Below are 26737 nucleotides of genomic sequence, written 5' to 3' on the forward strand. Positions count from 1 at the left end.
GCACCATTTCCCTGCATCGCCATCGGTGGCGAGCCCACCCGGAAGGACTGACCATGGCCAGCGACTGCACACGCAACTATACCAGCGACGGTCGGGTTCAGGTCTGGTTCCGCATCGACTATGACCTGTCAGAGGCGCCCTATGCCGAAACGCTCAGCAATCCGGGGTCGAACTTTTCCGGCAAGAACGATCTGTATTTCAACGCCACCCTCGAAGTGGGCGGGCGCTATCTGACGAACGTCTATGGCTCGGTCAACGACCCGAACGAGCCGATCAAAGCCGGGACCGGATCGCCTGATGGCGACTGGCTGGGGTCGGACTATTTCAAGAAATCCATCAGTGGCTATACGTTTTCACGCCCCGACGATCTGGGCGAATCCAGTTCCGCGCTGGCGCGCTACAGCGGGTACTTTCCCGTCTGGCAATCCGCCTATGTCCCCACACATGCGCTGTTGGAATTGCGCGGCGCCGATCCGCTGAACCCGTGCGACGCCCCCTATTACATCCCCGGTTCCAGCGCGGGGCTGTGGTCGGCCTCTGTCACGGGCAATGCGGCGGGGCCGATGGTGACGGCGCTGTTCGATATTCTGGGCGGGGCGGCAGAGCTTGCGGGGCTGCGCCATATCTCGGATGCGATCGGGCGGGCGGATGCGCTGCGCGAAGGTCTGTTCTCGATCACCGATCAGGGGCTGGCGATGATTGCGGGCTGGTCGGACGACCCCGCCGACTGGAACCCCGCCGAACAGGCCGCCGCCGTCGAGGCGCTGCGCATGACGACCGCCTATGTCGTGCGCGATGTCATCGCGGTGCAATTCGGTCTCGCGCCCGGTCTGGGCCAGTTGCTGGGGCAGGTTGCGATGGTCGGCCGCGTCACCAAGGCCGGCGCAGAGCGCCCCTCGGTGCTGTCGATGACGGATACGGTCAATCTGGACGACAGGGGCGGCTTCGTTCTGGCCGGACCCGGCGTCGGGCGGATCACCGGCGGATCGGGCAATGATGTGGTCATCACCCTTGGCCCCGCCGAAGGCAGTGTCGGAACCAGAGCGTCTCTGGGCGCCGGACGTGACAGGTTTCTCGGCGGCGGCGGCGATGACCATGCGATCGGCGGTTCGGGCTCGGATACGCTGGAAGGCGGGCAGGGCAACGACACGCTGAACGGCGGCAAGGGCAACGACCGTCTGAACGGCGGCGCCGGTGACGATGTGCTGATCGCCGGGCCGGGCAAGGACCGGCTGAACGGCGGGAACGGGTTCGACATCGCGGATTATTCCAATGCCCCCGCCGCCGTCCATGTGGATCTGGCCAAGGGCAAGGGGCTTGCCGGTATCGCCAAGGGGGACAGGCTGAACGCGGTCGAAGGCATCACCGGATCGGGCCATGCCGATACGCTGATCGGCGATTCCGGTCACAACCTGCTGGCCGGAGGCGGCGGGGACGACCGGCTGACCGGCGCAAAGGGCCGCGATACGCTGGACGGCGGCGACGGGGCCGATGCGCTGTACGGTGGCGCTGGTGACGATGTGCTGATCCTGCGGGCCACGGGCGATGTGGCAACCGGCGGCAAGGGGGCCGATACCTTTGTGTTTGTGCCTGACGGCGGGGCGCGCGCCACCCCCGCGACGCTGCGCGATTTCAACCAGGCGCAGGGCGACCGGATCGACCTGACCGGCTTTGGCGATCTGGTCTGGTCCGACGGACCGTTGCGCGCCGAACCCGGCGGGCGGGCACAGGCCACCATCAACGCGCAAGGCAATGTCCAGATCGACGTGACGGGGAATGGCCGGGCCGACCACATCCTGCGGGTGCAGGGCGACCGGCCAGAGCTTGCCGATCTCATCATCGCCCGCCCGCCGCTGACCCCGGCTGAACGGCTGGCGCAACTGGACTTTCCCGACATTGCCGATGCCGCGACACTGGCCGCCGAAACCCGCCTGACGGTCCAGGGGCCAAGCGGAACCGCCCAGAGCGACTTCAGCGTCTTCATCGGCAGTTCAGGCGACGATGCCTTGCAGATGGATCCTTGGGCCATGGACTATCTGCCGCGCGTCATCGTCGCGGGTTTCGATGGCGACGACGTGCTGGCCCCGCTGGCCCCCGAACAGGCCCCGCCACCGTGGGAGCTGATCGCAGCGGCCACCGAAAACGGCACCCGCGCAATCTCGGGCGCCGAAGCGCGGCGTTTGCAGGCCCTGATCGACACCCCCGCCAAAGGTTCCACGTTCCAGCTTTATGGCGGCGAAGGTGCGGATGTCTTTGTCATCAATCCTGGCGTGGGCAGCATCTCGGTCATGGACTTCAACCCCGACGAAGGCGACCGGCTGGCCTTTGATACCGCCGCCTGGGCCGCGGCGCATCCGGGCCTGCCGCTCGATGCCACAGTGCTGGAGGGCGTGACGCGGCGGTTTCACATGTTCGAGGACGTGAATATTCCGGGGCCGGGGGGCGCCTCGGTCTGGGCGCCGGTCAACGGCATGACCATCTTCAGCCCGGCGAATTTCGACGACACCCGCGATGTGCTGGCGACCCATGTGCTGTTCGGCCCGGTGGAGCCCATCGCCTATACCGCGCTTGACGGGACGACGGCCTATTACACACCGCCGCAGACCAGCCTGACGGTCTATGCCGCACATCCGGTGGCCCGGACCGGCGCCGAGATGGACTTCAGCAGCCCCGAACACTGGATCTTCTTCTAGGCGGCGCGGGCCACCCGGCCTTTGCACCATTCTGGCGTCAGGCAGAAATTTACGAAAATGTGGCGGTTTTACTTGACCGTTACATTCGCCACCTTACACCTGTTACAAACAAAGTGTTTGTCGCCATCACGCGCCAACGACAGAGAGGTTTCCATGCGTCATCTTCTTCCCAGCCTGCCGCTCGCGGCCCTTGTGATCGCACTCGGCACCGGCCTGTCCGCCACCTCGGCCATGGCAGGCTCGATCATCCTGGGCATCCAGCAGGAACCGACGTCGCTTGACCCGACCTCGGATGCCACTGCCTCGATCGACGGGATGCTGACCCAGAACGTCTATGAATCGCTGACCACCGTGAACGAGGCGGGCGAGGTGCAGCCGCAACTGGCCCAAAGCTGGACCGTTTCGGACGATGGCCTGACCTATGTGTTCACCCTGGTTCAGGGCGCGAAATTCCACGATGGCACCGATTTCGATGCCGATGACGTGAAATTCAGCTTCGACCGCGCCATGGCCGAAGGCTCGACCAACCCGACCAAAAGCATCTTCGCCCCGATCGAGAGCGTGACGGTGATCGACCCGGCAACGGTCGAGATCAAGCTGAAGAAGAAGGATGCCTTCTTCCTGTTCAACATGGCGCAGGGGGATGCCTCCATCGTCGCCCCCGAGAGCGCAGATGCCAACGTGACGACCCCGGTTGGCACCGGACCGTTCAAATACGCCTCCTGGACGCGCGGCGACCGGCTGACGCTGGAAAAGAACGCCGATTACCGCGGTGCGGCGGATGTCGCGCTCGACAAGGTCGAGTTCCGCTTCATCCCCGACGCTGCCGCCGCATCGGCTGCCCTTCTGGCCGAGGAACTGGATGTCTACGCCGGTTTCCCCGCCCCCGAGATGCTGCCGCAGTTCCAGGCCGATCCGCGCTTTGACGTGACCATCGGCTCGACCGAGGCAGAGGTGATCCTGGCCATCAACAACTCCAAGGCGCCGTTCACCGACATCCGCGTGCGTCGCGCCATCAGCCATGCCATCGACCGCGAAGAACTGATCGACGGCGCGATGTATGGTCAGGCCGTGCCGATCGGCAGCTTTTACCCGCCCCATGGCCCGGCCTATGTGGATCTGACCGGCATGTATCCGACCGACACCGAAAAGGCGAAGGAACTCTTTGCCGAAGCGGGCGTCGCGGGCAGCACGATGACAATCCGGGTTCCCCCCTTCTCCTACGCCACCCGTTCCGCTGAAATCATTCAGGCGCAGCTTGGGCAGGCCGGGATCACCGTCAAGGTCGAGAACGTGGAATGGGGCTTCTGGCTGGACGAGGTCTACAAGAAGCTGAACTACGACATGACCATCATTTCGCACCCCGGCCCGAACGACATGTCGAACTTTGCCCGTGGCCCCAAGTACTTCTACGGGTTCGACGATGCGTCCTACAACGACCTGTGGAAGCAGATCAGCGAGGAAACCGACGCCGGCACCCGCAACGATCTGCTCAAGCAGGGCCAAACCTATCTGGCTGAACAGGCCGTGCACGGGTTCCTGTTCCAGTTGCCGCAGGTCAATATCCAGAAGAAGGGCATCGAGGGTCTCTGGGCCTCGCGCCCGGTGCTGTTCCAGCCGCTGGCCGGTGTCAAGGTTCAGTAATCCGCTGCGGGCGGCGGGGATCCCCCGCCGCCCGTCTGACTGACCGGCCACCCCTGAAACGGGCGCGGTGGCCCAAGGAATGAAGACCGGCCGGACATGGGTTTATTTCTGCTGCGCCGCACCGTTGGGTTCATCTTGACGCTGCTGGTCGTATCGGTGGTCGTGTTTGCGACCATGAACATCCTGCCGGGCGATCCGGCATTGACCATCCTGGGGCTTGACGCCTCTGAAGATGCCTTGGCGGCCCTGCGCGACCAACTCGGTCTGAACGAGCCTGTCATCTCGCGGTATTTCAGCTGGGTCTGGAACGCGTTGCAGGGCGATTTCGGCATCAGCCATTCGTTCAAGGTGCCCGTCGCGGGCCTGATCAGCGAACGGTTGCCGATGACCATCTCGCTGGCGCTGGCCGGCATGACCATGACGCTGCTGATCGCGCTGCCGGCGGGGATCCTGGCGGCCTCCAAACACCGCAAGGCGGCTGACTGGGGCGTTATGTTCCTGTCGCAGCTTGGGATCGCGGTGCCCGCCTTCTGGCTGTCGATGCTGCTGGTGCTGCTGTTCGCGGTCAAGCTGCGCTGGCTGCCGCCGGGGCATTTTCCCGGTTGGGATGATCCGGTAGCTGCCATTCGCGCGCTTATCCTTCCGACCGTGGCGCTTGGCCTTGTGCAATCCGCGGTTCTGGCACGGGTCACGCGGTCATCCGCGTTGGAGGTGATGCGGCTGGATTTCGTGCGCACCGCACGCGCCAGCGGCCTGTCGCGCGGCCGGGTGCTGTGGCAGCATGTGCTGCCCAATGCTCTGGTGCCCATCGTCACCATCGTCGGAATGCAGTTCGCGGCCGTCGTCACCGGCACCATCGTCATCGAGAACGTGTTCTCCCTGCCCGGCCTCGGCCGTCTGGTGTTCCAGTCGATCGCCAACCGCGATCTGCCGACGGTGCAGGCGCTGGTGATGATGTTCGCTGCCATCGTGGTCACGGCCAACTTCATCGTCGATCTGCTGTATGTCGCCATCGACCCCCGCCTGAAAGCCCGGACATGAGACGTCTGCCTGCCAATCTGATCATCGGCGGTGTGCTGGTGGCGCTGGTCGTCGGTGTTGCGGCGCTGTCGCTGGTCTGGACGCCGCATCCCGAAAACCTGATGAACATCCGGGGCAAGTTCGCTGCCCCGTCGGCGACGCACTGGCTGGGCACCGACCAGCTTGGCCGCGATCTGACCACACAGTTGATGATGGCTGCGCGCAACTCCATGGCGGTGGCACTGATCGCGGTGCTGCTGGGCGGGTCGATCGGCACCATTCTGGGGCTGGTGGCAAGCGCGGTGGGCGGCTGGGTCGAGGATCTGGTGATGCGGTTCGCCGACATCAGCTTTGCCTTTCCGACCCTGCTGTTCGCCATCATGCTGGCGGCCGTCTTTGGCCCGAGCTTGCAGAACGCCATTCTGGCGATTGCCTTTATCAACATCCCGGTGTTCGCCCGCGTGGCGCGTGCCTCGGCCAATCAGATCTGGACGCGGGAATATGTCTTTGCCGCCCGCGCGGCGGGAATGGGCAAGTTCGCCATCTCGCGCGACCATATCCTGCCTAATATCGCGGCGCCGGTGATCGTTCAGGCGACCATTGAATTCGCCGTTGCGATCCTGGCAGAGGCGGCGCTGTCCTACCTGGGCCTTGGCGTGCAACCGCCAGAGTCCAGTTGGGGGCGGATGCTGTCCGAGGCGCAGACACTGATGTATCTGGCGCCGCAACTGGCCATCTGGCCCGGCCTGTGCATCGTGACGGCCGTCCTGGGCTTTGGCCTGTTGGGCGACGGGCTGCGCGACATCACCGACCCAAGACTGGCGCGTGAAAGATGATAGACGTCTCCAACCTCTCGGTGAACTTTGGCCCGGCACAGGCCGTGCGCGATGCCAGCCTGACCATCGCCCCGGGCGCCCGTATCGGCATTGTCGGGGAAAGCGGCTCGGGCAAGTCGATGCTGGGTCTGGCGCTGATGGGCATGTCGCCCGATGCGGCACAGGTCACGGGCAGCCTGACGGTCGATGGCACCCAGATGGCGGGCGCCAGCGAACGCGACTGGCGCCGCCTGCGCGCGCGGCGCATCGCCATGATCTTTCAGGAACCGATGGCGGCGCTGAACCCGCTGCGCCGGGTCGGGGATACCGTGGCCGAACCGCTGCGCGTGCACGAAGGACTTGGCCGCGAGGCCGCGCTGGACCGCGCCCTTGCCCTGTTCAAGGAAGTCGGCCTGCCCGACCCTGCCGCCCGCCTGCGCCAGTTCCCGCACGAGATTTCCGGTGGCCAGCGGCAACGCGTGCTGATCGCGCTGGCGCTTGCCTGCAACCCCGGCCTGTTGATCGCGGATGAACCGACCACCGCGCTGGATGCCAATGTGGCCCTGCGCATCACGGAACTGCTGACCGACCTGTCGGTCAAACGCCAGATGGCGCTGATGTTCATCAGCCATGACCTGACAGCCGTCGCCCGCGCCACCACCGAAATCATGGTGATGTATGGTGGCACCGTGGTGGAACGCGGCCCGACGGCCGAGGTGCTGAACGCGCCGCGCCATCCCTATACCAAGGGGTTGCTCGCCGCGCGCCCCCGTCCCGAAGGGCTGCGCCAGAGCGGAACCCGTCGGCGGTTGCCCACCATTCCCGGCACCGTCCCGCCGCTGGACAAGTTGCCCCCCGGTTGCCGTTTTGCCGGCCGCTGCCCGGTGGAACTGCCGCAGTGCGCCACAGAGCGCCCGCCCGTGGTGGCCAATGCCGCCTGCCACCTGCTGGCACAGGGGGGCGCCGCATGACCCTGCTGGCCGTCGAGAATGTGACCCGCCGCTACCGGATGCCCCGCCAGTCGATCCTGCAACCGGGGCCGGTGCTGACGGCGGTGGACAATGCCTCGTTCACCTTGCAGGCGGGCAAGACGCTGGGCATCGTCGGGGAATCCGGCTCGGGGAAATCCACGCTGGCGCGCATGGTCATGGCCTTTGAACGCCCGGACGAAGGGCGGATCCGGCTGGACGGGCAGGATCTGAACGCGCTCTCGGCCTCGGCGCTGCGGGCCGTGCGGCCCCGGTTCCAGATCGTGTTCCAGGATCCCTATGGCAGCCTTGACCCGCGCCGCACCGCCGGCTGGTCCATCGGCGAGCCGCTGCGCGCCACCGGCGACACCGCCCGCGCCGAGGCCCGCGTTGCCGAGGCGCTGGAGCAGGTGGGCCTGCGTGCCGCCGATGCGCAAAAGTATCCGCATGAATTTTCCGGCGGCCAGCGCCAGCGCATCGCGATTGCCCGCGCCATCGTCACCCGTCCCGCCCTGATCGTGGCGGACGAGGCGGTGTCGGCGCTGGATGTGTCGGTACAGGCGCAGATCCTGAATCTGCTGATGGATTTGCAGGATGATCTGGGGCTGGCGCTGCTGTTCATCAGCCACGATCTGTCCGTTGTGACCGCGATCTGCGATGACGTTCTGGTGCTGGAACATGGCAAGACCGTCGAACAGGGCCCGGCCGAACAGGTCATGGCCGCCCCGCGCCATCCCTATACCAAATCCCTTCTGACTGCCGCAGGCCTGACATGACCCGTTTTGTCCATCTGACCGACCTTCACATCTCGCACCCCGAGTCTGGCGACACGATGCTGCGCACCGATACGCCCGCACAGGTGGCCCGCGCGGTCGAGGCCATCGGCAAACTGACCCCGGCGCCCGATTTTGTCATTGCCAGTGGCGATCTGACGAATATCGGTGATGCGAAATCCTATGCGCTGCTGCAAGAGATTCTTGCCCCGCTGTCCATGCCGGTGGTGCTGGCACTGGGAAACCATGACAAACGCGGCCCCTTTCACACCGCCTATGACACCGGCAAGGGCGAAGGGCCGCATTACCACGACACGGTACTGGCGGGGCTGCATGTCATCACGCTGGACACGCTGCTGCCGGGTCGGGTATCGGGCACGATCTGCGACGAACAGTTCGCCTTTCTGACCGCCGCACTGGACCGCGCGCCTGACCTGCCCAAGATCATCGTCGCCCACCATCCCCCGCGGATCGACCCCGGCGAACTGCCTTGGGCCACGCTGGATCAGGCCATCAGTGACCGGCTGGCCACATTGCTGCGGGGCCGGGGGGTTCTTGGAATCTTGTCCGGCCATGTCCATATCAACAGCGTGCGGATGTGGCATGGCGTGCCGCTCTATGTCTCGCAGGGCCTGAACTCGACGGTCGATCTGATCGAGAGGGAAGACATGCGGATCATGGAGGGGACGGGCTTTTCCCTCTTCGATCTGCGCGGCTCGGGGTTGACGGTGACATTCGTTCCGCTATCCCCGAACGCGCAGGAACTTGGGCGGCTGGAAGTGGCCCGCCTGCTATCTTTCAGTTGAGTAGAGACATGTTGACCGATTTTCCCCGACTTCTGACTGTGCCCGGCGTGCTCAACATCCGCGATCTGGGGGGCTATCGCACCCGGCGCGGCCATCAGACGCGCTGGCGCAGCCTGTACCGGGGCGACAGCCCGCATACCATGCGCCCCGAGGGTGGCGAGGTGCTGCGCGGCGCGGGTCTGCGGTCGGTCATCGACCTGCGGTCGCACCACGAAACGGTGGACGAGCCGAACCCGCTGGCCCGCACCCCCGACGTGGCCTACCACACGATCCCGCTGTTCGACGATCTGGCGCCGACCATCAAGGATGTGAAGGCCCGCAATTCCGACGATCTGCTGCTGGATCTGTACATGGAGGCGTTGAACGCCCAGTCGGGCGCGGTGCGCAGTGTTCTGGCCACCATCGCGGCAGCGCCCGAAGGCGCGGTGCTGTTTCATTGCACGGCCGGCAAGGACCGGACCGGCATCATCGCGGCCCTGTTGCTGGGCGCCGCCGATGTGGAACGCGAGGATATCGTGGCCGATTACGCCCTGACCGGCGCGCATATCGTCCCGCTGGTGGAACGGCTGCTGGCGCGCACCCGCGCGACGGGCGGCGATCCGGTGACACATGCCCGCTTTCTGCGCTGCGAGGCCCCGACGATGGAGGCGATGCTCGACCATATCGAAAAGCGTCATGGCTCCATCGCGGGCTATCTGACCGATATCGGGCTGGAAGTCGCGGATATCGAGGCATTGCGCGACCGCCTGCTGGGGGGCTGACATGGGCCATTACGGCGCCCCGGATGCCACGCCGCCGCTGCGCGTCCTGCTGCTGGGGGCGTCCGGCCCCGGCTGGTATGCCGCCACCGATGACGAGCGGCGCGAGGTGATCCTGCCCCGCCTGATGGCTGTCTGCGCAAGCTGGCTGGATATGGGTGCGCGGCTGATCACCACGCTGGACGACGATATCCTCAAGGTCGGCCAGCCCGCCGATACCGACCATACCTGGTATCTGGTCTACGAGGTGCCGTCGCTTCAGACCGTGTCCGACATGCTGCACGCCTTCCGCGTCGATCAGGACGGCGCGCGGCTGGACCGCTGGTTCCGGCTGGAGGCCAAGATCTGCCGCCCGTTCTTTCCCATCGAGGCGATCAGCCGTAGCTGACCCAGGCCCGTTGCCGTACCAGTGCCGCTATGATCGCTTCGGCCACCGGATGCGGCGCCGCGGGGTCGTTCTCCAGCGTCACATGCGTGTCGATCAGTTGCCCCGGCATCTCGAACCGCGATTGGATGACATGCGGCGCACCGTCCGGCGTGCAGATCAACCGGATCGTCGTGGCCTCGATCCCCGGCCCGCACAGCGCCGCCGCGGTTGCGGTGTTCAGATGGTCGGGAAACTGCTCTGCCGCCTGCGACAAGGGGCCATGAAACAGCTCGCCCGGAGACGGACCAAGGCGCGGGGCGGATTGCGTGATCTCCATCCGGGCGGAGTGCCCCGGCGAACACAACATGGGGCCGCCGATCCAGCCGGTGAACAGCCGCAGCCGATGGCCGGTGCGGTTTGCCACCGCCTCCAGCCGGGCGCGAAACGCGGGGTCGATCAGCGCCGCCGCCCCCACGCTCCACAGGTCGCCCTGCTCCAGCGCCGCTTCACCATGAGCGCGCAACGCCTCGGGTCCGGCGGCGTCAATGGTCAGACGGGCGGCGGGCAGCGCCTCCCCCCGCCCGATCACACCTTGCAGGGCAAAACCCGGCGCGGCGGTCAGCCATTCGGCAACCCCCGCGCCGATCCTGCCGCGCCCGACAAGCGCGACCTCCAGCATCACTTCGCCATGCTGTCCATGAAGGCGCCGACTTCCTCCAGCGGGATATACCGCTTCTCCTCGATGCCGCTGTCCCCAAAGGCCCAGGCGACCGCAGGTGCCGACACATCGCCGTTGGCGTCAAACACCACCGCGCCGGTGCCACCCTGATACGACACGCTCTTGCCCTCTTTCAGCAGTGCCAGTGCCTTGGTGAATCCCTCGACCGTGCCGCCGATCTTTTCACCTGCCGGATCCGTCACCATCGGCACCTTGGCGGCGATATCGGCGCCCTTGGCATCCTTGCCCGCCGCCGCATAGGCCAGCAAGGCGATGGCCGCCGCGTCAAAGCTGTTCGGCAATCCCGGCCCCGAAGGCGCGGCACCGAACTGCGCCGTATAGGCATCGACAAAGGCCGTGGCAGAATCGGTGCGCGGGGTCGATGTATCGGTGCCCTGGAAATTCGCCAGATAGCGCATCCCGACGGCTTCCTTGAACTCATCCGATTTCAACGAATTGGTGCCGATGATGTTCTGCGTGCCCCCCAGGCTCAGCCATTCGCGCACGACCGAGATCCCCTCTTTGGGATAGATCGCCATATAGACGGCATCGGCCTTGGCCCCCAAGGCCTCTGTCACTTCGGCACGATAGCTGGGCTGGCCATCGGTGATCGCGGTAGACCCCACCACCGTAACCCCTGCCGCCTCAAAGGCCGCAGCGGCAAGCTTGGCAATGTCCTGGCCCCAGTCGTCGTTCTTGTACAGGATCGAGATGGTCTTGTAGCCCGAGTCGCGCGCCAGGATCGCCGCGACCGAGGCTTGCACGTTCGAGGTGGCAAAGGTGCGGAACCACAGCCCCTTGGTGGTGCCTTCGGCGGCGATCTGCGTCAGGCGGTTCGACGACGAACAGCACGACATCTGCATCACGCCCGCAGGCGCCGTCACCGATGTCAGCATCGGGATGGTCACGCCCGAGGCCACAGTGCCCAGCAGCAGTTGCACCTTGTCCAGATCGACCAGCGCCTTGGCCGCATCCACGCCGACCTTGGGGTCGGACTGATCGTCGCGCAGCACCGCCTCGAACTTGCAGCCGTCAATGCCGCCTGCCTCGTTGATCATGTCCGTCACCCACAGCGCGGTGGCCGCGATGGGTTTGCCCCAGTCGATCGAGGTCGGATAGACGACGCCCACCTTGACCGCGCAGTCCTGCGCGGCAGCGGTGCCCGCCTGGGCCATGATGGCAAGCGCCGCAAGCGCGGCAAAGCCTGTCAGTTTCCGTTTCATGCTTGGTGTGCTCCCGTGTTGGTTGGGGCCTTGGCAGCCCTGTCGTTAAAGGTCTTTCCAATCCGCTCTGGCACCAGACCCTGCGGGCGCCACAGCAGCATTCCGACGATGACAAGCCCGATCAGGATATACTGCACCGATCCGGCGTAAAGCTGCATAGAGGCCGGGGCATATCGCGCCAGGGCAAAGCCGCTCAGCGTCCAGGCGCCCCAGATCAGGAAGGCCCCCAGCACGGCCCCCCGGTTGTTCCCTGCCCCGCCCACGATCAGCATGGCCCAAAGCTGGAACGTCAGGATCGGCGCCATGTCCTGCGGGCTGACAAAGGCATAAAAGGTGACATACAGCCCCCCGGCGGCCCCCATGATCATCGACCCGATGATAAAGGCCTGTAGCCGCATCCGCGCCGGATCCTTGCCCAGCGACCGGGCTGCCACCTCATCTTCGCGGATGGCGCGCAGCACCCGGCCATAGGGCGCCCGGACCAGCCGCTCCAGCCCGACATAGACCACGATCAGCACCGCCAGCACCAACGCCAGAAACACCAGCCCATAGGTGAAGCCGTCCCCGATGGCCGCCTCGAACGGGCGGGGAAAACCGCGCAGGCCCTTGGCACCGCCGGTCAGCCATTCGGCATTGCGGGTGACGCTTTCAAACGCGATGGCCACCCCGAAGGTGGCGATGGCCAGGTAGTCATGCCGCAGCCGCAGGGTCAGCTTGCCCACCACCCAGGCCATCAGCCCCGCCGCCAGAATCCCGCCTGCAAACGCAATCAGGAACGGCAGCTCAAACCCGCCGAACTGCTCCGCCTCTGGGCGCCCCCCCAGGATCATCGTGCCATAGGCGCCCATGCCGAAAAAGGCGACAACCCCGCCGTTGAACAGCCCCGTATTGCCCCATTGCAGGTTCAGCCCCAGAACGGCAATCGCCATGATCCCGGCCATGGTGGCAAAAAAGGCGATGTAGGAAATCAGCCCGATCATGCGTCGCGGTCCTCTCCGAACAGGCCATGCGGGCGCACCAGCAACACGGCCAGGATGATCACGAACGGCATGGCCGGCGTATAGCCCGATGGCAGCACCATCAGCGCCAGCCCCGAGGCGATGCCCACGATGAACCCGCCCAGCACCGCGCCATAGACCGACCCGATCCCGCCCACGATGGTCGCGGCAAAGACCGGCAGGACAAAGTTGTGCCCCATGACCGGCGACAGATGGTTGGTCATGGCGTAGAACACCCCCGCCGCTGCCGACAACCCGCCGCCAATCATCCAGACCGCCGTGACCATGGACGACAGCCGCACGCCCGAGACCTGCGACAGATTGGGGTTTTCCGCCACCGCCCGCAGCGCATAGCCAAAGGTCGTGCGCGTCAGCACCAGATGAAAGGCCAGCATCAGCACCAGCGCCGCAACCAGCGTGAATATCTGGTCCGGCTTGACCAGCAACATCGGATCGCGCGACAGCACGACGGCAAAGGCGATGTCCTGCGAATACAGTTCCGCCTTGTGGCCGAATATCAGCGTGATCACATTGCGCACGATCAACGCGACGCCAAAGCTGGCAAAGACCATCGACAGCGCGTCGGCCTTGGCCCGGATCCGCTTGAACACCAGCCAGTCGAACAGCACCGCCGAGGCGCCGGTGATCACCATCGCCACCAGCATTGCCAACACCAGCGCCCAGGTCAGGGTCAGCGGCTCGATGGCCACGCCAAGGGCGGGGACCAGCGCGGCGAACAGCCGGTCAAAGACCAGCGCGGCATAGCCGCCGATCCCCAGCAACTCGGCATAGCTGAAATTGGCAAAGCGCAGCATGTGCATGACCATCGTCATGCCGATGGCGGCCAGCGAATAGATGGAACCGGTAAGAATCCCGTCAACAAGGTTCTGGATCATGCCGCCCCCACGCGCTTGCCGCCCAGATAAATCTCGCCCACCACCGGATCCGACAGGATCTGCGCCGCCGGTCCATCCAGCTGGTTGCGCCCTTCGGCCAGGATGTAGCAGTGGTCCGACACCCGCAGCGCCTGTTTGACGTTCTGTTCCACCAGCAGGATCGACACCCCCTGCCCTGTCAGCCCGCGGGCCAGATCCAGCACCTCGGCGGTGATCTTGGGCGACAGCCCGGCCGAAGGTTCGTCCATCAGCATCACGCGCGGGCGCCGGGCCAGTGCCATGGCCACCGCCAGCATCTGCCGCTGCCCGCCCGACAGCGACCCGGCCCGGTCGCCCAGCTTGGGTTCCAGCGCGGGAAAGACGCCCAGCAGTTCCTGCAACCGGCTGGCGCGATCCGGCATCCGCCGCATCACCAGCGCCAGGTTTTCCCGGATGGACAACTGACGAAAGATGTTGTCGGTCTGCGGCACATAGGCCAGCCCCAACTCTCCCATGCGGTCGGGGCGCAGATGGGTGATCTCGGCCCCGTCCAGCATGATCCGCCCGGCACTGACCGGAACCAACCCCGCAATCGCCTTGATCAGGGTCGATTTCCCGGCGCCGTTCGGCCCGATGATCGTGGTCAGCGACTGGCGCCGCAACGTCAGCGCCACATTGCGCAGGATCGGCAGGTCACGGACATAGCCCGCCTCCAGCCCCTCGATGGTCAGGACGGTATCGCTCATTCCGCAGCCCCCAGATAGGCATCCAGCAACAGCGGGTTTGTCTGCGCCTCGGCGGCGGTGCCTTCGAACACCACTTTCCCTTCGGCCAGGGCGATCACCGGATCGCAATGGCGCATGACGAAATCCATGTCGTGTTCGATGATGAAAAAGGTGGTCCCGCGCCGGTTCAGCTCTTCGATCCGCTCGATCAGGACACGGGTCAACGAGGGGTTCACCCCCGCCGCCGGTTCATCCAGCAAGATCACCGCCGGATCGCCCATCAACGCGCGGGCCAGTTCCAGCAACTTCATCTGCCCGCCAGAGATTTGCCCCGCCGGATGATCGGCCAGCTTGCCCAGCGTCATGAACTCCAGAATGCCCATGGCCTTGTCGCGCAGCCGCGCTTCCTCGGCCCGCACGGCGGCGCGGGAAAACAGCGCGCCCAGCACGGTTTCCCCCCGCTGCCCCTGCGGCGCCAGCATGACGTTTTCCAACAGGCTCATGCGGCGGAACGGGCGGGGAATCTGAAAGGTGCGCGCCAGACCCTTGCCGAACAGCGCCTCGGGCGGCAGGCCGGTGATGTCCTGCCCATTCAGCAGCACCTGCCCCGCCGACGGCTTCAACGCGCCCGAGATCAGGTTGAAGAACGTCGTCTTGCCTGCCCCATTCGGCCCGATCAGCCCCGTGATCGTGCCGGGACGGATGTCCAGCGATACGCCATCCACGGCCCGGAACGGGCCGAAGTCGCGGGTCAGCCCCTTGGTGGACAGAACAGGCGTGCTCATCCGGCCTTGGCTCCATGCACCTGATCGTTGGGGTTGGTGTTCAGGTTGAACTTCATGATCCGGCCATGTCGCCCCGAACGGTCGCCTTCCAGCGCATAGACCGGCCCTTGCGGCCCCGGCGCCGTGGCCAGCAGCGCAGAAATGGCGGCATGATCGGCGGCATCCAGCGTCACGCCGAACACTTCCAGCGTCTTGGGCAGATGGCGGGCATAGCGCGCGCCCACGATGGCGGCGGCCACCTGCGGCTGATCCAGCACCCAGCGGGTGGCGATGGTCGACAGCGCCACGCCGTGCCTGTCGCCAATGGACTTCAGCAGGCGCAACAGCTCCTGGAACTTGTCCCATGGCCCGAATTCGTCGATGACAAGCCGGTACTTGATCAGGCTGCGGTTCTCGAACTCGAACCCCGGATCGGGCTTGCCCAGCCAGCCATCGGTCAGAAATCCGCCTGCCAGCGTGCCATAGCACAGGATCTGCACATCGCGCCGCTGGCCCCACGCGGCCATGGTGGCGGCGGGGCGGCGGTCCAGCAGCGAATACTGCACCTGCGCCGACACCACATCCAGGCCCGCGTCGATGAACCTGTCCATGTCGGGACAATCCCAGTTGGTGGTGCCCAGATTGGCAATCTTGCCCTTGGCCTGACAGTCCTTCAGCACGCCCAGCACCTCGACCGGGTTGCCCTGCGTCATGTCCCACCAGAAAAACTGCACCAGCGGGATGCGGTCGATCTGCAAGCGTTTCAGCGACCGATCCACGATCGCCTCCACCTCGTCCGGGCGGATCGTCGCCAACCGGCCCAGATCGGGCACCAGCTTGGTATGCACCATCACGCGGTCCGCCACCTCGGCCCCACGCCGCTTGCGGACATCGGCGATGAAATGGCCGATCATCTCTTCGACGCCCTTGTAGATATCGGCGCAGTCAAAGGTGGTGATCCCGGCGTCGAGAAACGCCTCCATATCCGCGATGGCATCGGCGGGGCGCACCTCGCCATGGTCGCCTGCAAGCTGCCAGCCGCCCTTGATGACGCGGGAAATCCGGTGGTTCGGGCGCAGGTCGGCGGTTTCCACGGTCATTGCTCATCCTTCCAATAGGGGGTGCTGCGCGCCTCTGGCAGGCCGGTGGTTTCCGCATGGGAAAACCAGCGCCGCCCCTCGCGCACGATGCGAAAGCGCCCGCCACAATGCGGATCGGCGCAGGCAATCTCGGCATCGGTGGACATCCAGTCGTCGGGATCGGTCTCGCGCTGGCGGGCGGGCAGATGCGGCAGGATACCGACCAGCGCATACATCGGCACCTTGGCCGGGCCATCGAACACCAGATTCTCGCCGATGACGCGAAAGACCTCGCCCTCGACATGACGGCAGACAGCATGGCGGTCGCCCACCACGGTTTCCACCCGCAGATCGTAAAGCCAGAACCCCTTTTCGCCGTTCCGTTCCATCCGTGGCCCTTTCAAGGCTTGACCGAGTCGGCTGTGATCTGTGATATTTTATCAAAGATGCCCGCCCGACCTGTCAATCCTCTTCGTGAGCTTGCCAATGACAGCCCCCGTGATTGCCCGCCTCGACCCGGTGAAACTGCGCGAGAATGCCTATTTCGCACTCCGCGATGCCTTTACGCGCGGCGCATTCGCACCCGGCGACACGCTCAGCCTGCGCACACTCGCCGATCAGCTTGGCGTGTCGATGACCCCCGTGCGCGAGGCGGTGCGGCGGCTGGTGGCCGAAGGCGCGCTGGTCGACACGCCGTCGCGCACGCTGATGGTACCCGCCTTCGATGCCGCACGGGCGCGCGACCTCAAGGCGGCGCGGCTGGCGCTCGAACATCTGGTGCTGGACCGCGCGATGGACCGGATCGACGCCGACGGCATCGCCCGGCTGGAACAGGTGCTGGTGCGGGCCGACGATGGCCCCCATGCGCTGCCGGATCTGGTGGCGAACCACGAATTCCACTTCACACTCTACCGCTATTCCGAATCCGAGGTGCTGCTGCCACTGGTCGAGGCGTTGTGGCTGCAATACGGCGCCTATCTGAACCTGATCATCAACCGCCCGCAGGCGGGGCTGATCGCGGAACATGCCCATCACCACGATATCGTCGCCGCCCTGAAATCGGGCGACCGCGCCGCCGCGCATGTCGCGTTGGAGGCTGATGTCAGCCGGTCCTTCCATTTCCTGATCCCCGAAGGTTGATCCCATGCCCACCACCCCCGACCGCCTGCGCCTGTCCGACCGCCTGAACATCTCCCGCGCCGTCACCGGCCTGTGGCAGGTGGCCGACATCGAAAAGGACGGCGCGATCATCGACCCCGAGACCGGCGCCGACTGGCTGAGCGCCTATGCCGATGCCGGGTTCGACACCTTTGACATGGCCGATCACTATGGCACCTCGGAACTGATCACCGGGCGGTTGCTGGCACGCGGCGGCACGCCCCGCCCTGTCGCCTTTACCAAATGGTGCCCGCCCCCCGGCCCGATGACCGCCGATGTGGTTCGCGCGGGCGTGCAGGACCGGCTGGACCGGCTGGGGGTGGACCGGGTGGATCTGTTGCAGTTCCACTGGTGGACCTTTGAACATCCCCAATGGCTCGACGCGCTGCACCACCTGAAGGATCTGCGCGACGACGGGCTGATCGGCGAATTGGGCGTCACCAATTTTGACGCCGCGCACCTGAATCTGGCGCTGGCCGATGGCGTGCCGATTCTGACCAACCAGGTCAGCTTTTCGCTGATGGACCGGCGCGGCGCCGGGGCATTGGCCGAGGTCTGCGAGCGGCATGGCACCTGGCTGCTGGGCTATGGCACGCTGAACGGCGGGTTCCTGTCGGACAAATGGCTGGGCCAGCCCGAACCGGACCGGATCGGCGACTGGTCCAAGATGAAATACCACCGCTTCCTTCAGGCCGCAGGCGGGTGGGAGGCGTTCCAGACCGTGTTGCAGGCCGCGGCACAGGTGGCGCGCAAACATGGCGTGTCGATTTCCAACGTCGCAACCCGCTGGGTGCTGGAACAGCGCCGCGTGGCCGGGGTGATCATCGGCGCACGGCTGGGCGAGAATTTCCACGCAGGCGACAACCTCAACCTGTTCCGCTTTGCGCTGGATGCCGAGGATCATGCGCTGCTGGATGCCGCTTTTGCCCGGACCACGCCCATTCCGGGCGATTGCGGCGACGAATACCGCAAGCCGCCATTCCTGACCGCCTCGGGCGATCTGTCGCATCATCTGGAGGCGATCCCGAAGCCCTTTGCGCCCCAGCCGGTCGACACCCGCCCCGGCGCAACCCGCGTGCTGACCGGCAGCCATTGGGAGGATGTGGCCGGATATTGCCGCGCCCACCGCATCGGCGACCGGATCCTTGTCTCGGGCACCACGGCCGTGGCGGGCCTGTCGCGCCCGGTTGCCCCGCAGGATGCGGGCGCCCAGACCACCTATATCCTTGACCGGATCATCGCCGCCGTCCTGTCGCTGGGCGGCCGGACCGAAGATATCGCGCGCACCCGCATCTATGTCACGCGGGACGAGGATGTGATGGCGATTTCCCAGGCCCATGGCCGGGTCTTCGGGGCGGTGAAACCCGCGAACACGCTGGTCAAGGTTGCCGGGCTGGTGGGCGAGCATCTGGTCGAGATCGAGGCCGAAGCCATCGTCGCGCCCTGACCCGGCGCCGCTGGGGGGCGCTGCCCCCGGCCTGCCTGCGGCAGACCTCCCCCCGGGGTATTTCCGGCAAGATGAAAACGCCGCCCCGGAGGCTGGGGCGGCGCCGGTTCTAGGGCTGGAGCGTGGCACAGGCGGCGGTGATGCGCGCCATGGCCTCGGTCAGTTCCGCCTCGGATGTGGCATAGGAGATGCGGAAACAGGGCGAGGCCAGGAAGGCCGCGCCGGGAATGACCGCGACATGGGCCGTTTCCAGCAACCAGGCGCAGAAATCGCGGTCGGTTTCCAGAACCTTGCCCTCTGGCGTGCGCTTGCCCAGCACCCCGCCGCATTCGGCATAGGTGTAGAAGGCGCCTTCGGGCCGGCGGCAGGTGATGCCGGGAATGGCGTTCAGCGCCGCCACCACCAGATCGCGGCGCTGGCGAAAGCTGTCGCGCCGGTCGATCAGAAAGTCCTGCGGCCCGTTCAAGGCCGCGACCGAGGCCGCCTGGCTGACCGACGAGGGGCAGGAGGTGGCCTGGCTTTGCACCACGGCCATGCCCTTGATCAGCGCCTTGGGCCCACCGGCATAGCCGATGCGCCAGCCGGTCATCGCATAGGCCTTGGACACGCCGTTGCAGGTCAGCGTGCGCGCTTTCAGCCGGGGTTCCAACTGGGCCGGTGTGACAAAGCGGAAGTTGTCATAGACGATATGTTCATACATGTCGTCCACCAGCAGCCAGACCTGCGGATGGTCCAGCAGCAAGTCCAGCAGCGGGCGATAATCGGCCTCGGAATAGGCGGCGCCGGTCGGGTTGGACGGAGAATTCAGCAGCACCCATTTCGTGCGCGGGGTGATGGCGGCCTCCAGCGCCGGGGCGGTCAGCTTGAACCCGTCGGCGGCTGTCGTTTCCACGATCACCGGCGTGCCGCCCGCAATCTTGACGATGTCGATATAGCTGGTCCAGCAGGGCACGGGGATGATCACCTCGTCCCCGTCGTTCAAGGACGCCATCATGGCGTTGAACAGGATCTGCTTGGCCCCCGTCGCCACGGTGATTTCATCCAGCGCATAGTCGATGCCGTTTTCGCGGGCGAACTTGCCCTTGATCGCGGCTTTCAGCTCTGGCGTGCCATCCAGCGGGGTGTATTTGGTGGCCCCTGCCATGATGGCCTCGCAGGCGGCCTGCTTGATATGGTCGGGCGTGTCGAAATCGGGTTCGCCCGCGCCCAGGATGATCACCGGCGCCCCGGCCCGTTTCATGGCCGCGGCCCGGCCGCTGATGGCGACGATCTCGGACACGTCGATCGCCGCGATACGGTCGGCGGGGGTAAACCCCGCCGGATGCTCTAGTGTGTTCATGGCTTACTCGATGTCAAAGACCACACCCTGCGCCAGTGGCAGGGCGTTGGAATAGTTCACCGTATTGGTCTGGCGGCGCATATAGGCGCGCCAGGCGTCGGAACCGGATTCGCGGCCGCCGCCGGTTTCCTTTTCGCCCCCGAAGGCGCCGCCAATTTCTGCGCCCGAGGTGCCGATGTTCACATTGGCGATCCCGCAATCCGACCCGCGGGCCGACAGGAAGGTTTCCATCTCGCGCAGGTCGGTGGTGAAGATCGACGACGACAGGCCCGCGCCCACCGCGTTGTGCAGCTCCAGCACCTCGTCGAAATCGGTGTATTTCACGACATAGAGGATCGGCGCAAAGGTTTCCTCCAGCGCCGGGCCGTCATGCCTGGGCAGTTCCACGATGGCCGGGCGGACGTAATAGGCCGCGTCCCCCTCGACCGAGGCGCGCGCCCCCCCCGTTACTGTCCCGCCCATGGATTTCGACGCCTCCAGCGCCGTCTGCATCGCGTCAAAGGCCAGCTTGTCAACCAGCGGGCCAACCAGGGCATTCGACGTCAGCGGATTGCCGATGGAGACCGATTCATAGGCCTTCTTCAGGCGCGGCACGAGCTGGTCATAGACCGAGGCATGGACGAACAGGCGGCGCATCGTGGTGCAGCGTTGTCCGGCGGTGCCCATGGCGCCAAAGGCGATGGCCCGCAGCGCCATGTCCAGATCGGCCGAGGGCGTGACGATACCGGCATTGTTGCCGCCCAGTTCCAGGATGGTCCGGCCAAAGCGCGCGGCGACCTTGGGCCCGACGATGCGGCCCATGCGGGTCGATCCGGTGGCCGAGACCAGCGCAACCTTGGGGTTTTCCACCAGCGCATTGCCCACGTCACCAGCGCCGATCAGCACCTGGCTCAGGCCCGCCGGCACATCGCCAAACCGCTTCATCGCGCGCTCAAAGATCGCCTGGCTGGCGAGCGCGGTCAGCGGGGTCTTTTCCGACGGTTTCCAGATCACCGGGTTGCCGCAGACGATGGCCAGCGCGGTGTTCCACGACCAGACCGCAACGGGGAAGTTGAAGGCCGAGATCACGCCGACCACGCCCAGCGGATGCCAGGTTTCCATCATGCGGTGGCCGGGGCGTTCGGTGGCGATGGTCAGGCCGTACAACTGGCGCGACAGGCCGACAGCGAAATCGCAGATGTCGATCATCTCCTGCACTTCGCCCAGGCCCTCGGAAATGATCTTGCCCGCCTCGATAGAGACCAGACGTCCCAGATCGGCCTTGGCGGCGCGCAGTTCCTCGCCCAGCAGGCGGATCAGCTCGCCCCGGCGCGGGGCGGGGACCAGACGCCATTCCTTGAACGCGGCCTGCGCGCGCTCCACCGCGGCGCCCACATCGGCGACCGAGGCGACGGGCAGCGTCGCGATCTGTTCACCCGTGACAGGCGAGAACGAGGCCAGCGTGCCCCCGGTCCAGGCGGCTTTCGCAACGCCCAGGCGGTCCAGGATCTCGGTGGCTTCCTGCGTGACGGTCATCTGTTTGGTCATGGGTCTCTCCCGTTGAATGATCAGCCGGCGCGTCGGGCCGACAGCGCCCGAAGGCAGGCCTGCCGCGAGGCGGTTTCGATGGCGGCATAATGCGCGAATTCGTCCAGCACCGCTGCCCCCAGATCGGTTTCAAAGCGTTGCTGGTTGGGGCTGGCGACAAAGGTCTGCGCCGCACCGTCCCCCAGGTTGGACTGAAAGATCCCCGCAGCCGAAACCGGCAGGAAATCCTCGTAGACGATGGGGTCAAAGCGGATCAGTCCACGGGCCACCAGCGCCTCGAAATCGCGGGTATCCGCGCCCTCGGCGGCCAGTCCGGCATCGGTCAGGCTATAGGTGAAATAGCCCAGCCCCTGCTGACGGATCGCGGCCCAGTCGTCGGGAAAGGCGGCAAAGCCTGCCTCCAGCGCGGCGACATACTCCGCCGCATTCGCGCCATCGGCGGCAGGCCGCGCCACCTTGCGGGTATCGGCCAGCAGCTTGTCATACAGCGCCCTGCCCCGCGGCGTCAGCGCCACCCCGCGCTGTTCGATCTCGCCAAAGCGCGCGGTATGCGACCCGGTGGCCCAGCCGTCGCCCTGGCGGAAATCCACCGCCTCTTGCAGCGCCTTGAACGAGGTCTGGCGCAACAGGATCGGGCATCGGCGGGTCGGCGGCCCTTCGACCACCGCCTTGGGCGTGATACCATGGGCAGGCATCAGGCGCTGCACCGCGTCGATGTCCAGCGTGCGCGGCGTCAGATGGTTGATATGCGGCCCCTTGAACGACACCACATCGGCCACCAGCCGGTGCGCGTCATGCAAGCGTGCATACATCTCGACGCTGACATTGGCGCGCGGTTGCCAGCGGAAGGTTTCCAGCGCCTCGGCCACGAAACGGCTCGCATCGGCCTCGGACAGCCCGCCCTCGGCCTCTGCCTTGTCGATCAGCGCCAGACAGCCGGGGGTGAAAATCTGCCGCTCGGCCAGAATCCCCGCCGCTTCGGCCCGCAGCCCTGCATCCCCGATCAGGTCCAGCCGCAGAAGCGAGGTAAAGACGCGGAACGGATTGCGCTTCAGCGCGGCCTCGCCCACCGGGCGAAAGGCGGTCGAATGCACCGGAACGCCGGCCTCGGACAGGTCGTAATAGCCGACCGGCTGCATCCCCATCACCGCAAACAGGCGGCGCATCGTAAACAGCTCTGCCGCCGTGCCCACCCGGATCGCGCCATGGCGTTCTTCGGAAATGCGGCCCAGATCGTCATTGGCCGCCAGCCGGGCGGCCTCTGTCGGATCGGCGGCCAGCACTGCGGCATTCACCTGCCCCACCAGGTCCATCAGCGTGCCATAGGCGGGCACTTCGTCGCGGTACATCGCTGACATGGCGGCGGAAAAACGGCTGCGGATCACATCGGCGCTGACAAGAGTCATGGGCGGGCAGTCTCTGGTCTGGTGAGTATTGCGGCGCAGCATAGACCTTGAGTTGATCCGCGTCACGTGAGACTTTGGCCCAAGTTGATGCGGAATCGGAATGAACAAATGACAATGCGTCGTCGCTTGCTGCCCGATATGGGCTTGCTGCAAACCTTTGAATCCGCAGCCCGCCACGGCAACTTTTCCCGTGCCGCCGAGGAGTTGAACCTGACGCAAAGCGCGGTCAGCCGCCAGATCCGCGAGTTGGAACAGCAGACCGGCCTTGACCTGTTCGAACGCATCCGCAAGCGCGTGGTACTGTCCGATGCCGGTGCGATGCTGTTGCCCGAGGTGCGGCAACTGTTGTCCGGCGCCGAACGTCTGATGCTGGGTGCGCTCAGCGGCGAGGCGCGGGGGCGGCGTTTGCGGGTGGCCACGCTGCCCACCTTCGGGTCGCGCTGGCTGGTGCCGCGCCTCGGCCAGTTTCTGACCCGGCACCCCGATGTGGCCCTGACGCTGGAATCCCGCGACCGCCCGTTCAGCTTTCAGGAAGAACCCATCGACCTTGTGATCCACTATGGCCAGCCGGTCTGGCCCGGCGGCGTCACCACATTCCTGTGTTCGGAGCTGGTAGTGCCCGTGGCCAGCCGCGCCCTGGCGGAACGGCTGACCACCGGCGGGGTGCCGGATCTGGCGGCAGCGCATCTGCTGCACCTGACCGGACGGCCCGGCCTGTGGTCGCACTGGTTCGAACGGTTTGGCCATTCCGGGGCCGATCCCTGGCGCGGCACGCGGTTCGACCAGTTTTCGATGATCATCGCGGCGGTGCAATCCGGGCTTGGGGTCGGGTTGCTGCCCTCCTATCTGATCGAACAGGAAACCGGCAGCGGCGAGTTGGTGCAATTGTTCGACCAACCCATGCCGACCGAGACCAGCTATTACATCATCCTCCCCGAAGGGCACCAGACCAACCCGGCCGCGCAAGAGTTTCGGGCTTGGCTACTGGAACAACCCCGGCAACAATAAAGGCGCCTCTCCCGGACGTATGATGCGCAAAAGTCAGACCGTTTGCGCAGCACCCAAGACGCCCTTGTGCGCCCCTTTGAGCCAGCCATTTCCCCGCGGGGAAATCACCGCCATATCAACCACTCTTGCCCAAAGCGGCAAAGAATGCCTCGATCGCCGCTTCCAACCTGCCACGGTCAAGCGTGGCAAAATCCATCGCGGCGCGGAACTCCAGCTTGCCATCCGTCGCCGTGCAACGCACCCCCGGCCCCACCGGCACCGACAAGGACATGCGCCCCCGCCGCTGGCCGCGCGGCGCCCCGCGCGACTTCGCCGGAACCGGGGCGGCCTGCCCTTCCAGAAACCGGCGCAGGATCGCCACTTCCTCCTCGGCACTGCGCTGACCCGCCGCTTGCAACAGCCGCACCAGATTGATCTGCGCCATCGGATCAGAATCCAGCCGGTCGGCCAGTTCCAGCCCCAGGGCGCGCGGGATGGCCTCGGGGTGTTCCAGCGCCTTTTCCAGCGCCGCCATCAACCGGGCAAACCGGCGGATGTAGCTGCGCTTTTGCGGCGCGGCCGAGGCGAACAGCTTGTTCACCGCCGCATCAATATCGTCGCAGCCATCCACCCCATCCGCAACATAGGCCCGCGCCAGCCGCGCCATTTCCGCAAAGGACACATCCTTGCGCACGAGGTTTTCGTCCACCATCCGACGGTAGAGCATTTCCATCGTCTCGCCCGCCGCCATCAGGCCCGCAGGGATTCTGTCCCACACCGCATCGCCGGTTTCGGCACGCAGTTCGCGCCAGGCGGTCAGGCGCCGCAATCCCTGGATCAGCTCGTAGCCCCCCTTTCCGTCGGGCTCCACCCGGATCGGGTTTGACAAGCCGACCGCCCGGATCGAGGCTTTGAGATCCCCCAGATCCAGATCCGCTGCCCGGCTGCGGTCGCGCACCAGCTTGGTCGTGCGGATCGCCGTGACCGGGATCATATCCGTCACCAGACCCAGCTTCTTGAGCCGCACGAATTCATGCGCGAGCGTATCATTCTCGGCCCGGATATCCGCCTCGACCCGCGCGCGTTCGCGCAGGGATTCGGCGTTTTCACCGATGGCCGTCGCCATCGGCCCGCGTCGCCCGCCGAACGATTTCACATCCAGATCATCGGGGATCGGCGGATCGTTCGGCAGGTCCACGTCAAACATGCGGCGCTTGCGGCTCATGCCCGATCCTCCAACTTATCCCACGCGGTCAGGACATGACCGCGAAATTCCTCATAGGCCCGGTCAAATGTCGTCCGCGCCCGGCGCCAGGTTTCGCGGGTCATGTCGCGGTAGTCGATCTCGTAGATCGAGCTGAGGAACCGGCCCGATTGTTCCACCGCCCGCGTATGTTCGATGGGGTGTTCGGTCATCCGGTCGCCGAACACCTTGGCAAAGGCATCCCGCATCGCGCGATGCAGATCGTTGCCGGGTTCATAGCGCGTCAGCATGAAGCGAATGTCGAGAAACTCTTTCGGCAGGCGCGATTTCCCCGCGGGGAAATCAGCCGCGAAATCCGAAAGGTCGGCCAGCGCCTCGGCCAACTGGCCGATGAACGAGGTGGTCGAATCATATTCCCAATACCCCGGCCCCGACGGGATATAGAGCACATCCGCCGCAAAGACCGCGTTCATCGACTGATAGCCGATGGCAGGCGGGCAGTCGAAGATCACCATGTCATAGGCATCGTCCGGCAGGGAATCGAGCCAGCGCGACACGGCGGCAAAGAACGACCAGTCCGGGTTCACATGCCGGTATTGCGCGCTGGCGAATTCGACAAAAGCGGCATTGGCGCAAGAGGGCACGATGTCGATGGTCGGCCAGCTTGTCGGCTTGATGAAGTCGGCGGCCCGCAAATCGCCAAGACCCGTGTCGCTGATCGAGGCGGGCAGGCGGCGCGACGGCACCGCGCGGCCCGTCTCGGCACCCTGACTGGCGCGGTTCATCCGGTCTGTCTCGCGGATCAGGTCGCGTGCCATGATGCCCCACACCGTATGCTCCTCGGACACATCCGACAGGCCCATCGAATGCGACAGCGTGGCCTGCGGGTCAAAGTCGATGGCCAGCACGCGGTAGCCATCCAGCGCCGCCGCATGGGCGAAATGCAGCGCGACGGTGGACTTGCCCGCGCCCCCCTTGAAATTCGCCACCGCCACGCGCACCGCCCGCTTGCCCTTGGGCCGCGGCGGCATCAGCGACTTGCGGTTGATCTTCATCTTGCGCCGCATCTCGTTGATCTCTTCCAGGCTGAACCAACGCTGGCGGCCATCCTCCTCGATCTCGCCGGCGGGAAGGCCGGGCTCTGCTGCAAGGCGGCCGCGAAAGGTGTTCTGGTTCACCTTGAAGATCAGCTCGGCAACCTCCCAACTGGAAAAGCGGCGCAGGCGCTTTTCATTGTCAGGGGAAAAGGTCTGCTTGCGGATCCATCCCTGCATTTTCAGCGAACTGTCCCGCAGCGCCTGGAGATCTTGATAGCCCAGCATATCTGCCTCAACGTAAATTCTTGCCTGAAACCGAAATACGCCGGATTTGACTTTCTTGCAATTCAGTTGTTGCCTATAGGCGCAATTTCCCCGCGGGGAAACGGCCAGCGGGGCCAAGCCG

25 protein-coding genes are annotated in these 26737 nt (G+C 65.6%); 12 read left to right on the forward strand and 13 right to left on the reverse strand.

What is annotated here, in order from left to right:
* Positions 1–53 precede the first annotated feature (53 nt).
* The 9 genes from BW970_RS09850 (at position 54) to BW970_RS09890 (ending at position 9865) form a co-directional block, all read left to right on the forward strand.
* Complete coding sequence (locus BW970_RS09850) at positions 54–2693, forward strand: calcium-binding protein (protein ID WP_076530677.1); 2640 nt, start codon at positions 54–56, stop codon at positions 2691–2693.
* Positions 2694–2846: 153 nt separating this feature from the next.
* Positions 2847–4337: an ABC transporter substrate-binding protein gene (locus BW970_RS09855; RefSeq protein WP_076530679.1), complete on the forward strand. Its 1491-nt coding sequence runs from the start codon at positions 2847–2849 to the stop codon at positions 4335–4337.
* A 96-nt stretch (positions 4338–4433) separates the two neighbouring features.
* On the forward strand, positions 4434–5378 hold the full coding sequence (locus tag BW970_RS09860; RefSeq protein ID WP_076530681.1) for an ABC transporter permease: 945 nt from the start codon (positions 4434–4436) through the stop codon (positions 5376–5378).
* Positions 5375–6193, forward strand: a complete 819-nt coding sequence (locus BW970_RS09865) for an ABC transporter permease (protein WP_076530683.1) — start codon at positions 5375–5377, stop codon at positions 6191–6193. Before BW970_RS09860 ends, BW970_RS09865 begins: the two co-directional genes overlap by 4 nt.
* A complete protein-coding gene (locus BW970_RS09870) occupies positions 6190–7143 on the forward strand; it encodes an ABC transporter ATP-binding protein (RefSeq protein WP_076530685.1) in 954 nt (317 codons plus the stop codon). The genes BW970_RS09865 and BW970_RS09870 overlap by 4 nt, the downstream gene beginning before the upstream one ends.
* Positions 7140–7916, forward strand: coding sequence for an ATP-binding cassette domain-containing protein (locus tag BW970_RS09875; RefSeq protein ID WP_076530687.1), 777 nt, complete (start codon positions 7140–7142; stop codon positions 7914–7916). The genes BW970_RS09870 and BW970_RS09875 overlap by 4 nt, the downstream gene beginning before the upstream one ends.
* Positions 7913–8719, forward strand: coding sequence for a metallophosphoesterase family protein (locus BW970_RS09880; RefSeq protein WP_076530689.1), 807 nt, complete (start codon positions 7913–7915; stop codon positions 8717–8719). The genes BW970_RS09875 and BW970_RS09880 overlap by 4 nt, the downstream gene beginning before the upstream one ends.
* A gap of 8 nt (positions 8720–8727) precedes the next feature.
* Positions 8728–9480 (forward strand): tyrosine-protein phosphatase, encoded by a 753-nt coding sequence (locus tag BW970_RS09885; protein ID WP_076530691.1) that lies wholly within the window; start codon positions 8728–8730, stop codon positions 9478–9480.
* A 1-nt stretch (position 9481) separates the two neighbouring features.
* On the forward strand, positions 9482–9865 hold the full coding sequence (locus BW970_RS09890) for a hypothetical protein (RefSeq protein ID WP_076530693.1): 384 nt from the start codon (positions 9482–9484) through the stop codon (positions 9863–9865).
* Here BW970_RS09890 and BW970_RS09895 read toward each other — a convergent pair.
* Genes BW970_RS09895 through BW970_RS09930 form a run of 8 tightly spaced genes read right to left on the reverse strand, consistent with a single transcriptional unit; the run spans position 9852 to position 16615 of the window.
* Entirely contained in the window at positions 9852–10523 is a 672-nt protein-coding gene (locus BW970_RS09895; RefSeq protein WP_076530694.1) for an aspartate dehydrogenase domain-containing protein, read from the reverse strand. The two genes, BW970_RS09890 and BW970_RS09895, sit on opposite strands and share 14 nt — an antisense overlap.
* Positions 10523–11785: an ABC transporter substrate-binding protein gene (locus BW970_RS09900; protein WP_076530696.1), complete on the reverse strand. Its 1263-nt coding sequence runs from the start codon at positions 11783–11785 to the stop codon at positions 10523–10525. The genes BW970_RS09895 and BW970_RS09900 overlap by 1 nt, the downstream gene beginning before the upstream one ends.
* Entirely contained in the window at positions 11782–12765 is a 984-nt protein-coding gene (locus BW970_RS09905; protein WP_076530698.1) for a branched-chain amino acid ABC transporter permease, read from the reverse strand. The genes BW970_RS09900 and BW970_RS09905 overlap by 4 nt, the downstream gene beginning before the upstream one ends.
* On the reverse strand, positions 12762–13679 hold the full coding sequence (locus tag BW970_RS09910; RefSeq protein WP_076530700.1) for a branched-chain amino acid ABC transporter permease: 918 nt from the start codon (positions 13677–13679) through the stop codon (positions 12762–12764). Before BW970_RS09910 ends, BW970_RS09905 begins: the two co-directional genes overlap by 4 nt.
* Complete coding sequence (locus tag BW970_RS09915) at positions 13676–14404, reverse strand: ABC transporter ATP-binding protein (RefSeq protein ID WP_076530702.1); 729 nt, start codon at positions 14402–14404, stop codon at positions 13676–13678. Before BW970_RS09915 ends, BW970_RS09910 begins: the two co-directional genes overlap by 4 nt.
* Positions 14401–15168, reverse strand: a complete 768-nt coding sequence (locus tag BW970_RS09920) for an ABC transporter ATP-binding protein (RefSeq protein ID WP_076530704.1) — start codon at positions 15166–15168, stop codon at positions 14401–14403. The genes BW970_RS09915 and BW970_RS09920 overlap by 4 nt, the downstream gene beginning before the upstream one ends.
* A complete protein-coding gene (locus BW970_RS09925) occupies positions 15165–16247 on the reverse strand; it encodes an aldo/keto reductase (RefSeq protein ID WP_076530706.1) in 1083 nt (360 codons plus the stop codon). Before BW970_RS09925 ends, BW970_RS09920 begins: the two co-directional genes overlap by 4 nt.
* Positions 16244–16615 (reverse strand): TIGR04076 family protein, encoded by a 372-nt coding sequence (locus BW970_RS09930; RefSeq protein ID WP_076530708.1) that lies wholly within the window; start codon positions 16613–16615, stop codon positions 16244–16246. The genes BW970_RS09925 and BW970_RS09930 overlap by 4 nt, the downstream gene beginning before the upstream one ends.
* 97 nt (positions 16616–16712) lie before the next feature.
* Here BW970_RS09930 and BW970_RS09935 point away from each other — a divergent pair, with 97 nt between their 5' ends.
* Together BW970_RS09935 and BW970_RS09940 are read left to right on the forward strand one after the other, a co-directional pair.
* Positions 16713–17366, forward strand: a complete 654-nt coding sequence (locus BW970_RS09935; protein ID WP_076530710.1) for a GntR family transcriptional regulator — start codon at positions 16713–16715, stop codon at positions 17364–17366.
* A 4-nt stretch (positions 17367–17370) separates the two neighbouring features.
* Positions 17371–18831 (forward strand): aldo/keto reductase, encoded by a 1461-nt coding sequence (locus BW970_RS09940; protein ID WP_076530712.1) that lies wholly within the window; start codon positions 17371–17373, stop codon positions 18829–18831.
* Positions 18832–18940: 109 nt separating this feature from the next.
* Here the strand turns inward: BW970_RS09940 and BW970_RS09945 are convergent, their stop codons facing one another.
* From BW970_RS09945 to hglS, 3 genes are read right to left on the reverse strand one after another with little or no spacing between them, the layout of a single operon-like run.
* Positions 18941–20170 (reverse strand): pyridoxal phosphate-dependent aminotransferase, encoded by a 1230-nt coding sequence (locus BW970_RS09945; protein ID WP_076530714.1) that lies wholly within the window; start codon positions 20168–20170, stop codon positions 18941–18943.
* Between the two features lie 3 nt (positions 20171–20173).
* Positions 20174–21697, reverse strand: coding sequence for an L-piperidine-6-carboxylate dehydrogenase (gene amaB, locus BW970_RS09950; RefSeq protein ID WP_229740485.1), 1524 nt, complete (start codon positions 21695–21697; stop codon positions 20174–20176).
* 20 nt (positions 21698–21717) lie between these two features.
* On the reverse strand, positions 21718–23103 hold the full coding sequence (gene hglS, locus BW970_RS09955) for a 2-oxoadipate dioxygenase/decarboxylase HglS (RefSeq protein ID WP_076530716.1): 1386 nt from the start codon (positions 23101–23103) through the stop codon (positions 21718–21720).
* Between the two features lie 108 nt (positions 23104–23211).
* On the opposite strand from hglS, the gene BW970_RS09960 reads away from it, so the two are divergent.
* Entirely contained in the window at positions 23212–24111 is a 900-nt protein-coding gene (locus BW970_RS09960; RefSeq protein WP_076530719.1) for a LysR family transcriptional regulator, read from the forward strand.
* A gap of 115 nt (positions 24112–24226) precedes the next feature.
* Here the strand turns inward: BW970_RS09960 and BW970_RS09965 are convergent, their stop codons facing one another.
* Both BW970_RS09965 and BW970_RS09970 read right to left on the reverse strand, forming a co-directional pair.
* Positions 24227–25315 (reverse strand): ParB/RepB/Spo0J family partition protein, encoded by a 1089-nt coding sequence (locus tag BW970_RS09965; RefSeq protein WP_076530721.1) that lies wholly within the window; start codon positions 25313–25315, stop codon positions 24227–24229.
* Positions 25312–26616, reverse strand: coding sequence for an AAA family ATPase (locus tag BW970_RS09970; protein ID WP_076530723.1), 1305 nt, complete (start codon positions 26614–26616; stop codon positions 25312–25314). The genes BW970_RS09965 and BW970_RS09970 overlap by 4 nt, the downstream gene beginning before the upstream one ends.
* Positions 26617–26737: the final 121 nt, after the last annotated feature.

The sequence above is a fragment of the Gemmobacter megaterium genome, from assembly GCF_900156815.1.
Classification (GTDB): Bacteria; Pseudomonadota; Alphaproteobacteria; order Rhodobacterales; family Rhodobacteraceae; genus Wagnerdoeblera; species Wagnerdoeblera megaterium.

What these genes read in the sequence shown, in the direction of transcription:
- BW970_RS09885 (WP_076530691.1), top strand. Translation starts at nt 8,728, where the DNA reads ATGTTGACCGATTTTCCCCGACTTCTGACTGTGCCCGGCGTGCTCAAC.
- BW970_RS09895 (WP_076530694.1), bottom strand. Translation starts at nt 10,523, where the DNA reads ATGCTGGAGGTCGCGCTTGTCGGGCGCGGCAGGATCGGCGCGGGGGTT.
- BW970_RS09865 (WP_076530683.1), top strand. Translation starts at nt 5,375, where the DNA reads ATGAGACGTCTGCCTGCCAATCTGATCATCGGCGGTGTGCTGGTGGCG.
- BW970_RS09905 (WP_076530698.1), bottom strand. Translation starts at nt 12,765, where the DNA reads ATGATCGGGCTGATTTCCTACATCGCCTTTTTTGCCACCATGGCCGGG.
- amaB (WP_229740485.1), bottom strand. Translation starts at nt 21,697, where the DNA reads ATGACCAAACAGATGACCGTCACGCAGGAAGCCACCGAGATCCTGGAC.
- BW970_RS09860 (WP_076530681.1), top strand. Translation starts at nt 4,434, where the DNA reads ATGGGTTTATTTCTGCTGCGCCGCACCGTTGGGTTCATCTTGACGCTG.
- BW970_RS09965 (WP_076530721.1), bottom strand. Translation starts at nt 25,315, where the DNA reads ATGAGCCGCAAGCGCCGCATGTTTGACGTGGACCTGCCGAACGATCCG.
- BW970_RS09880 (WP_076530689.1), top strand. Translation starts at nt 7,913, where the DNA reads ATGACCCGTTTTGTCCATCTGACCGACCTTCACATCTCGCACCCCGAG.
- BW970_RS09960 (WP_076530719.1), top strand. Translation starts at nt 23,212, where the DNA reads ATGACAATGCGTCGTCGCTTGCTGCCCGATATGGGCTTGCTGCAAACC.
- BW970_RS09940 (WP_076530712.1), top strand. Translation starts at nt 17,371, where the DNA reads ATGCCCACCACCCCCGACCGCCTGCGCCTGTCCGACCGCCTGAACATC.
- BW970_RS09850 (WP_076530677.1), top strand. Translation starts at nt 54, where the DNA reads ATGGCCAGCGACTGCACACGCAACTATACCAGCGACGGTCGGGTTCAG.
- BW970_RS09925 (WP_076530706.1), bottom strand. Translation starts at nt 16,247, where the DNA reads ATGACCGTGGAAACCGCCGACCTGCGCCCGAACCACCGGATTTCCCGC.
- BW970_RS09920 (WP_076530704.1), bottom strand. Translation starts at nt 15,168, where the DNA reads ATGAGCACGCCTGTTCTGTCCACCAAGGGGCTGACCCGCGACTTCGGC.
- BW970_RS09910 (WP_076530700.1), bottom strand. Translation starts at nt 13,679, where the DNA reads ATGATCCAGAACCTTGTTGACGGGATTCTTACCGGTTCCATCTATTCG.
- BW970_RS09900 (WP_076530696.1), bottom strand. Translation starts at nt 11,785, where the DNA reads ATGAAACGGAAACTGACAGGCTTTGCCGCGCTTGCGGCGCTTGCCATC.
- BW970_RS09875 (WP_076530687.1), top strand. Translation starts at nt 7,140, where the DNA reads ATGACCCTGCTGGCCGTCGAGAATGTGACCCGCCGCTACCGGATGCCC.
- BW970_RS09970 (WP_076530723.1), bottom strand. Translation starts at nt 26,616, where the DNA reads ATGCTGGGCTATCAAGATCTCCAGGCGCTGCGGGACAGTTCGCTGAAA.
- BW970_RS09935 (WP_076530710.1), top strand. Translation starts at nt 16,713, where the DNA reads ATGACAGCCCCCGTGATTGCCCGCCTCGACCCGGTGAAACTGCGCGAG.
- hglS (WP_076530716.1), bottom strand. Translation starts at nt 23,103, where the DNA reads ATGACTCTTGTCAGCGCCGATGTGATCCGCAGCCGTTTTTCCGCCGCC.
- BW970_RS09890 (WP_076530693.1), top strand. Translation starts at nt 9,482, where the DNA reads ATGGGCCATTACGGCGCCCCGGATGCCACGCCGCCGCTGCGCGTCCTG.
- BW970_RS09945 (WP_076530714.1), bottom strand. Translation starts at nt 20,170, where the DNA reads ATGAACACACTAGAGCATCCGGCGGGGTTTACCCCCGCCGACCGTATC.
- BW970_RS09930 (WP_076530708.1), bottom strand. Translation starts at nt 16,615, where the DNA reads ATGGAACGGAACGGCGAAAAGGGGTTCTGGCTTTACGATCTGCGGGTG.
- BW970_RS09870 (WP_076530685.1), top strand. Translation starts at nt 6,190, where the DNA reads ATGATAGACGTCTCCAACCTCTCGGTGAACTTTGGCCCGGCACAGGCC.
- BW970_RS09915 (WP_076530702.1), bottom strand. Translation starts at nt 14,404, where the DNA reads ATGAGCGATACCGTCCTGACCATCGAGGGGCTGGAGGCGGGCTATGTC.
- BW970_RS09855 (WP_076530679.1), top strand. Translation starts at nt 2,847, where the DNA reads ATGCGTCATCTTCTTCCCAGCCTGCCGCTCGCGGCCCTTGTGATCGCA.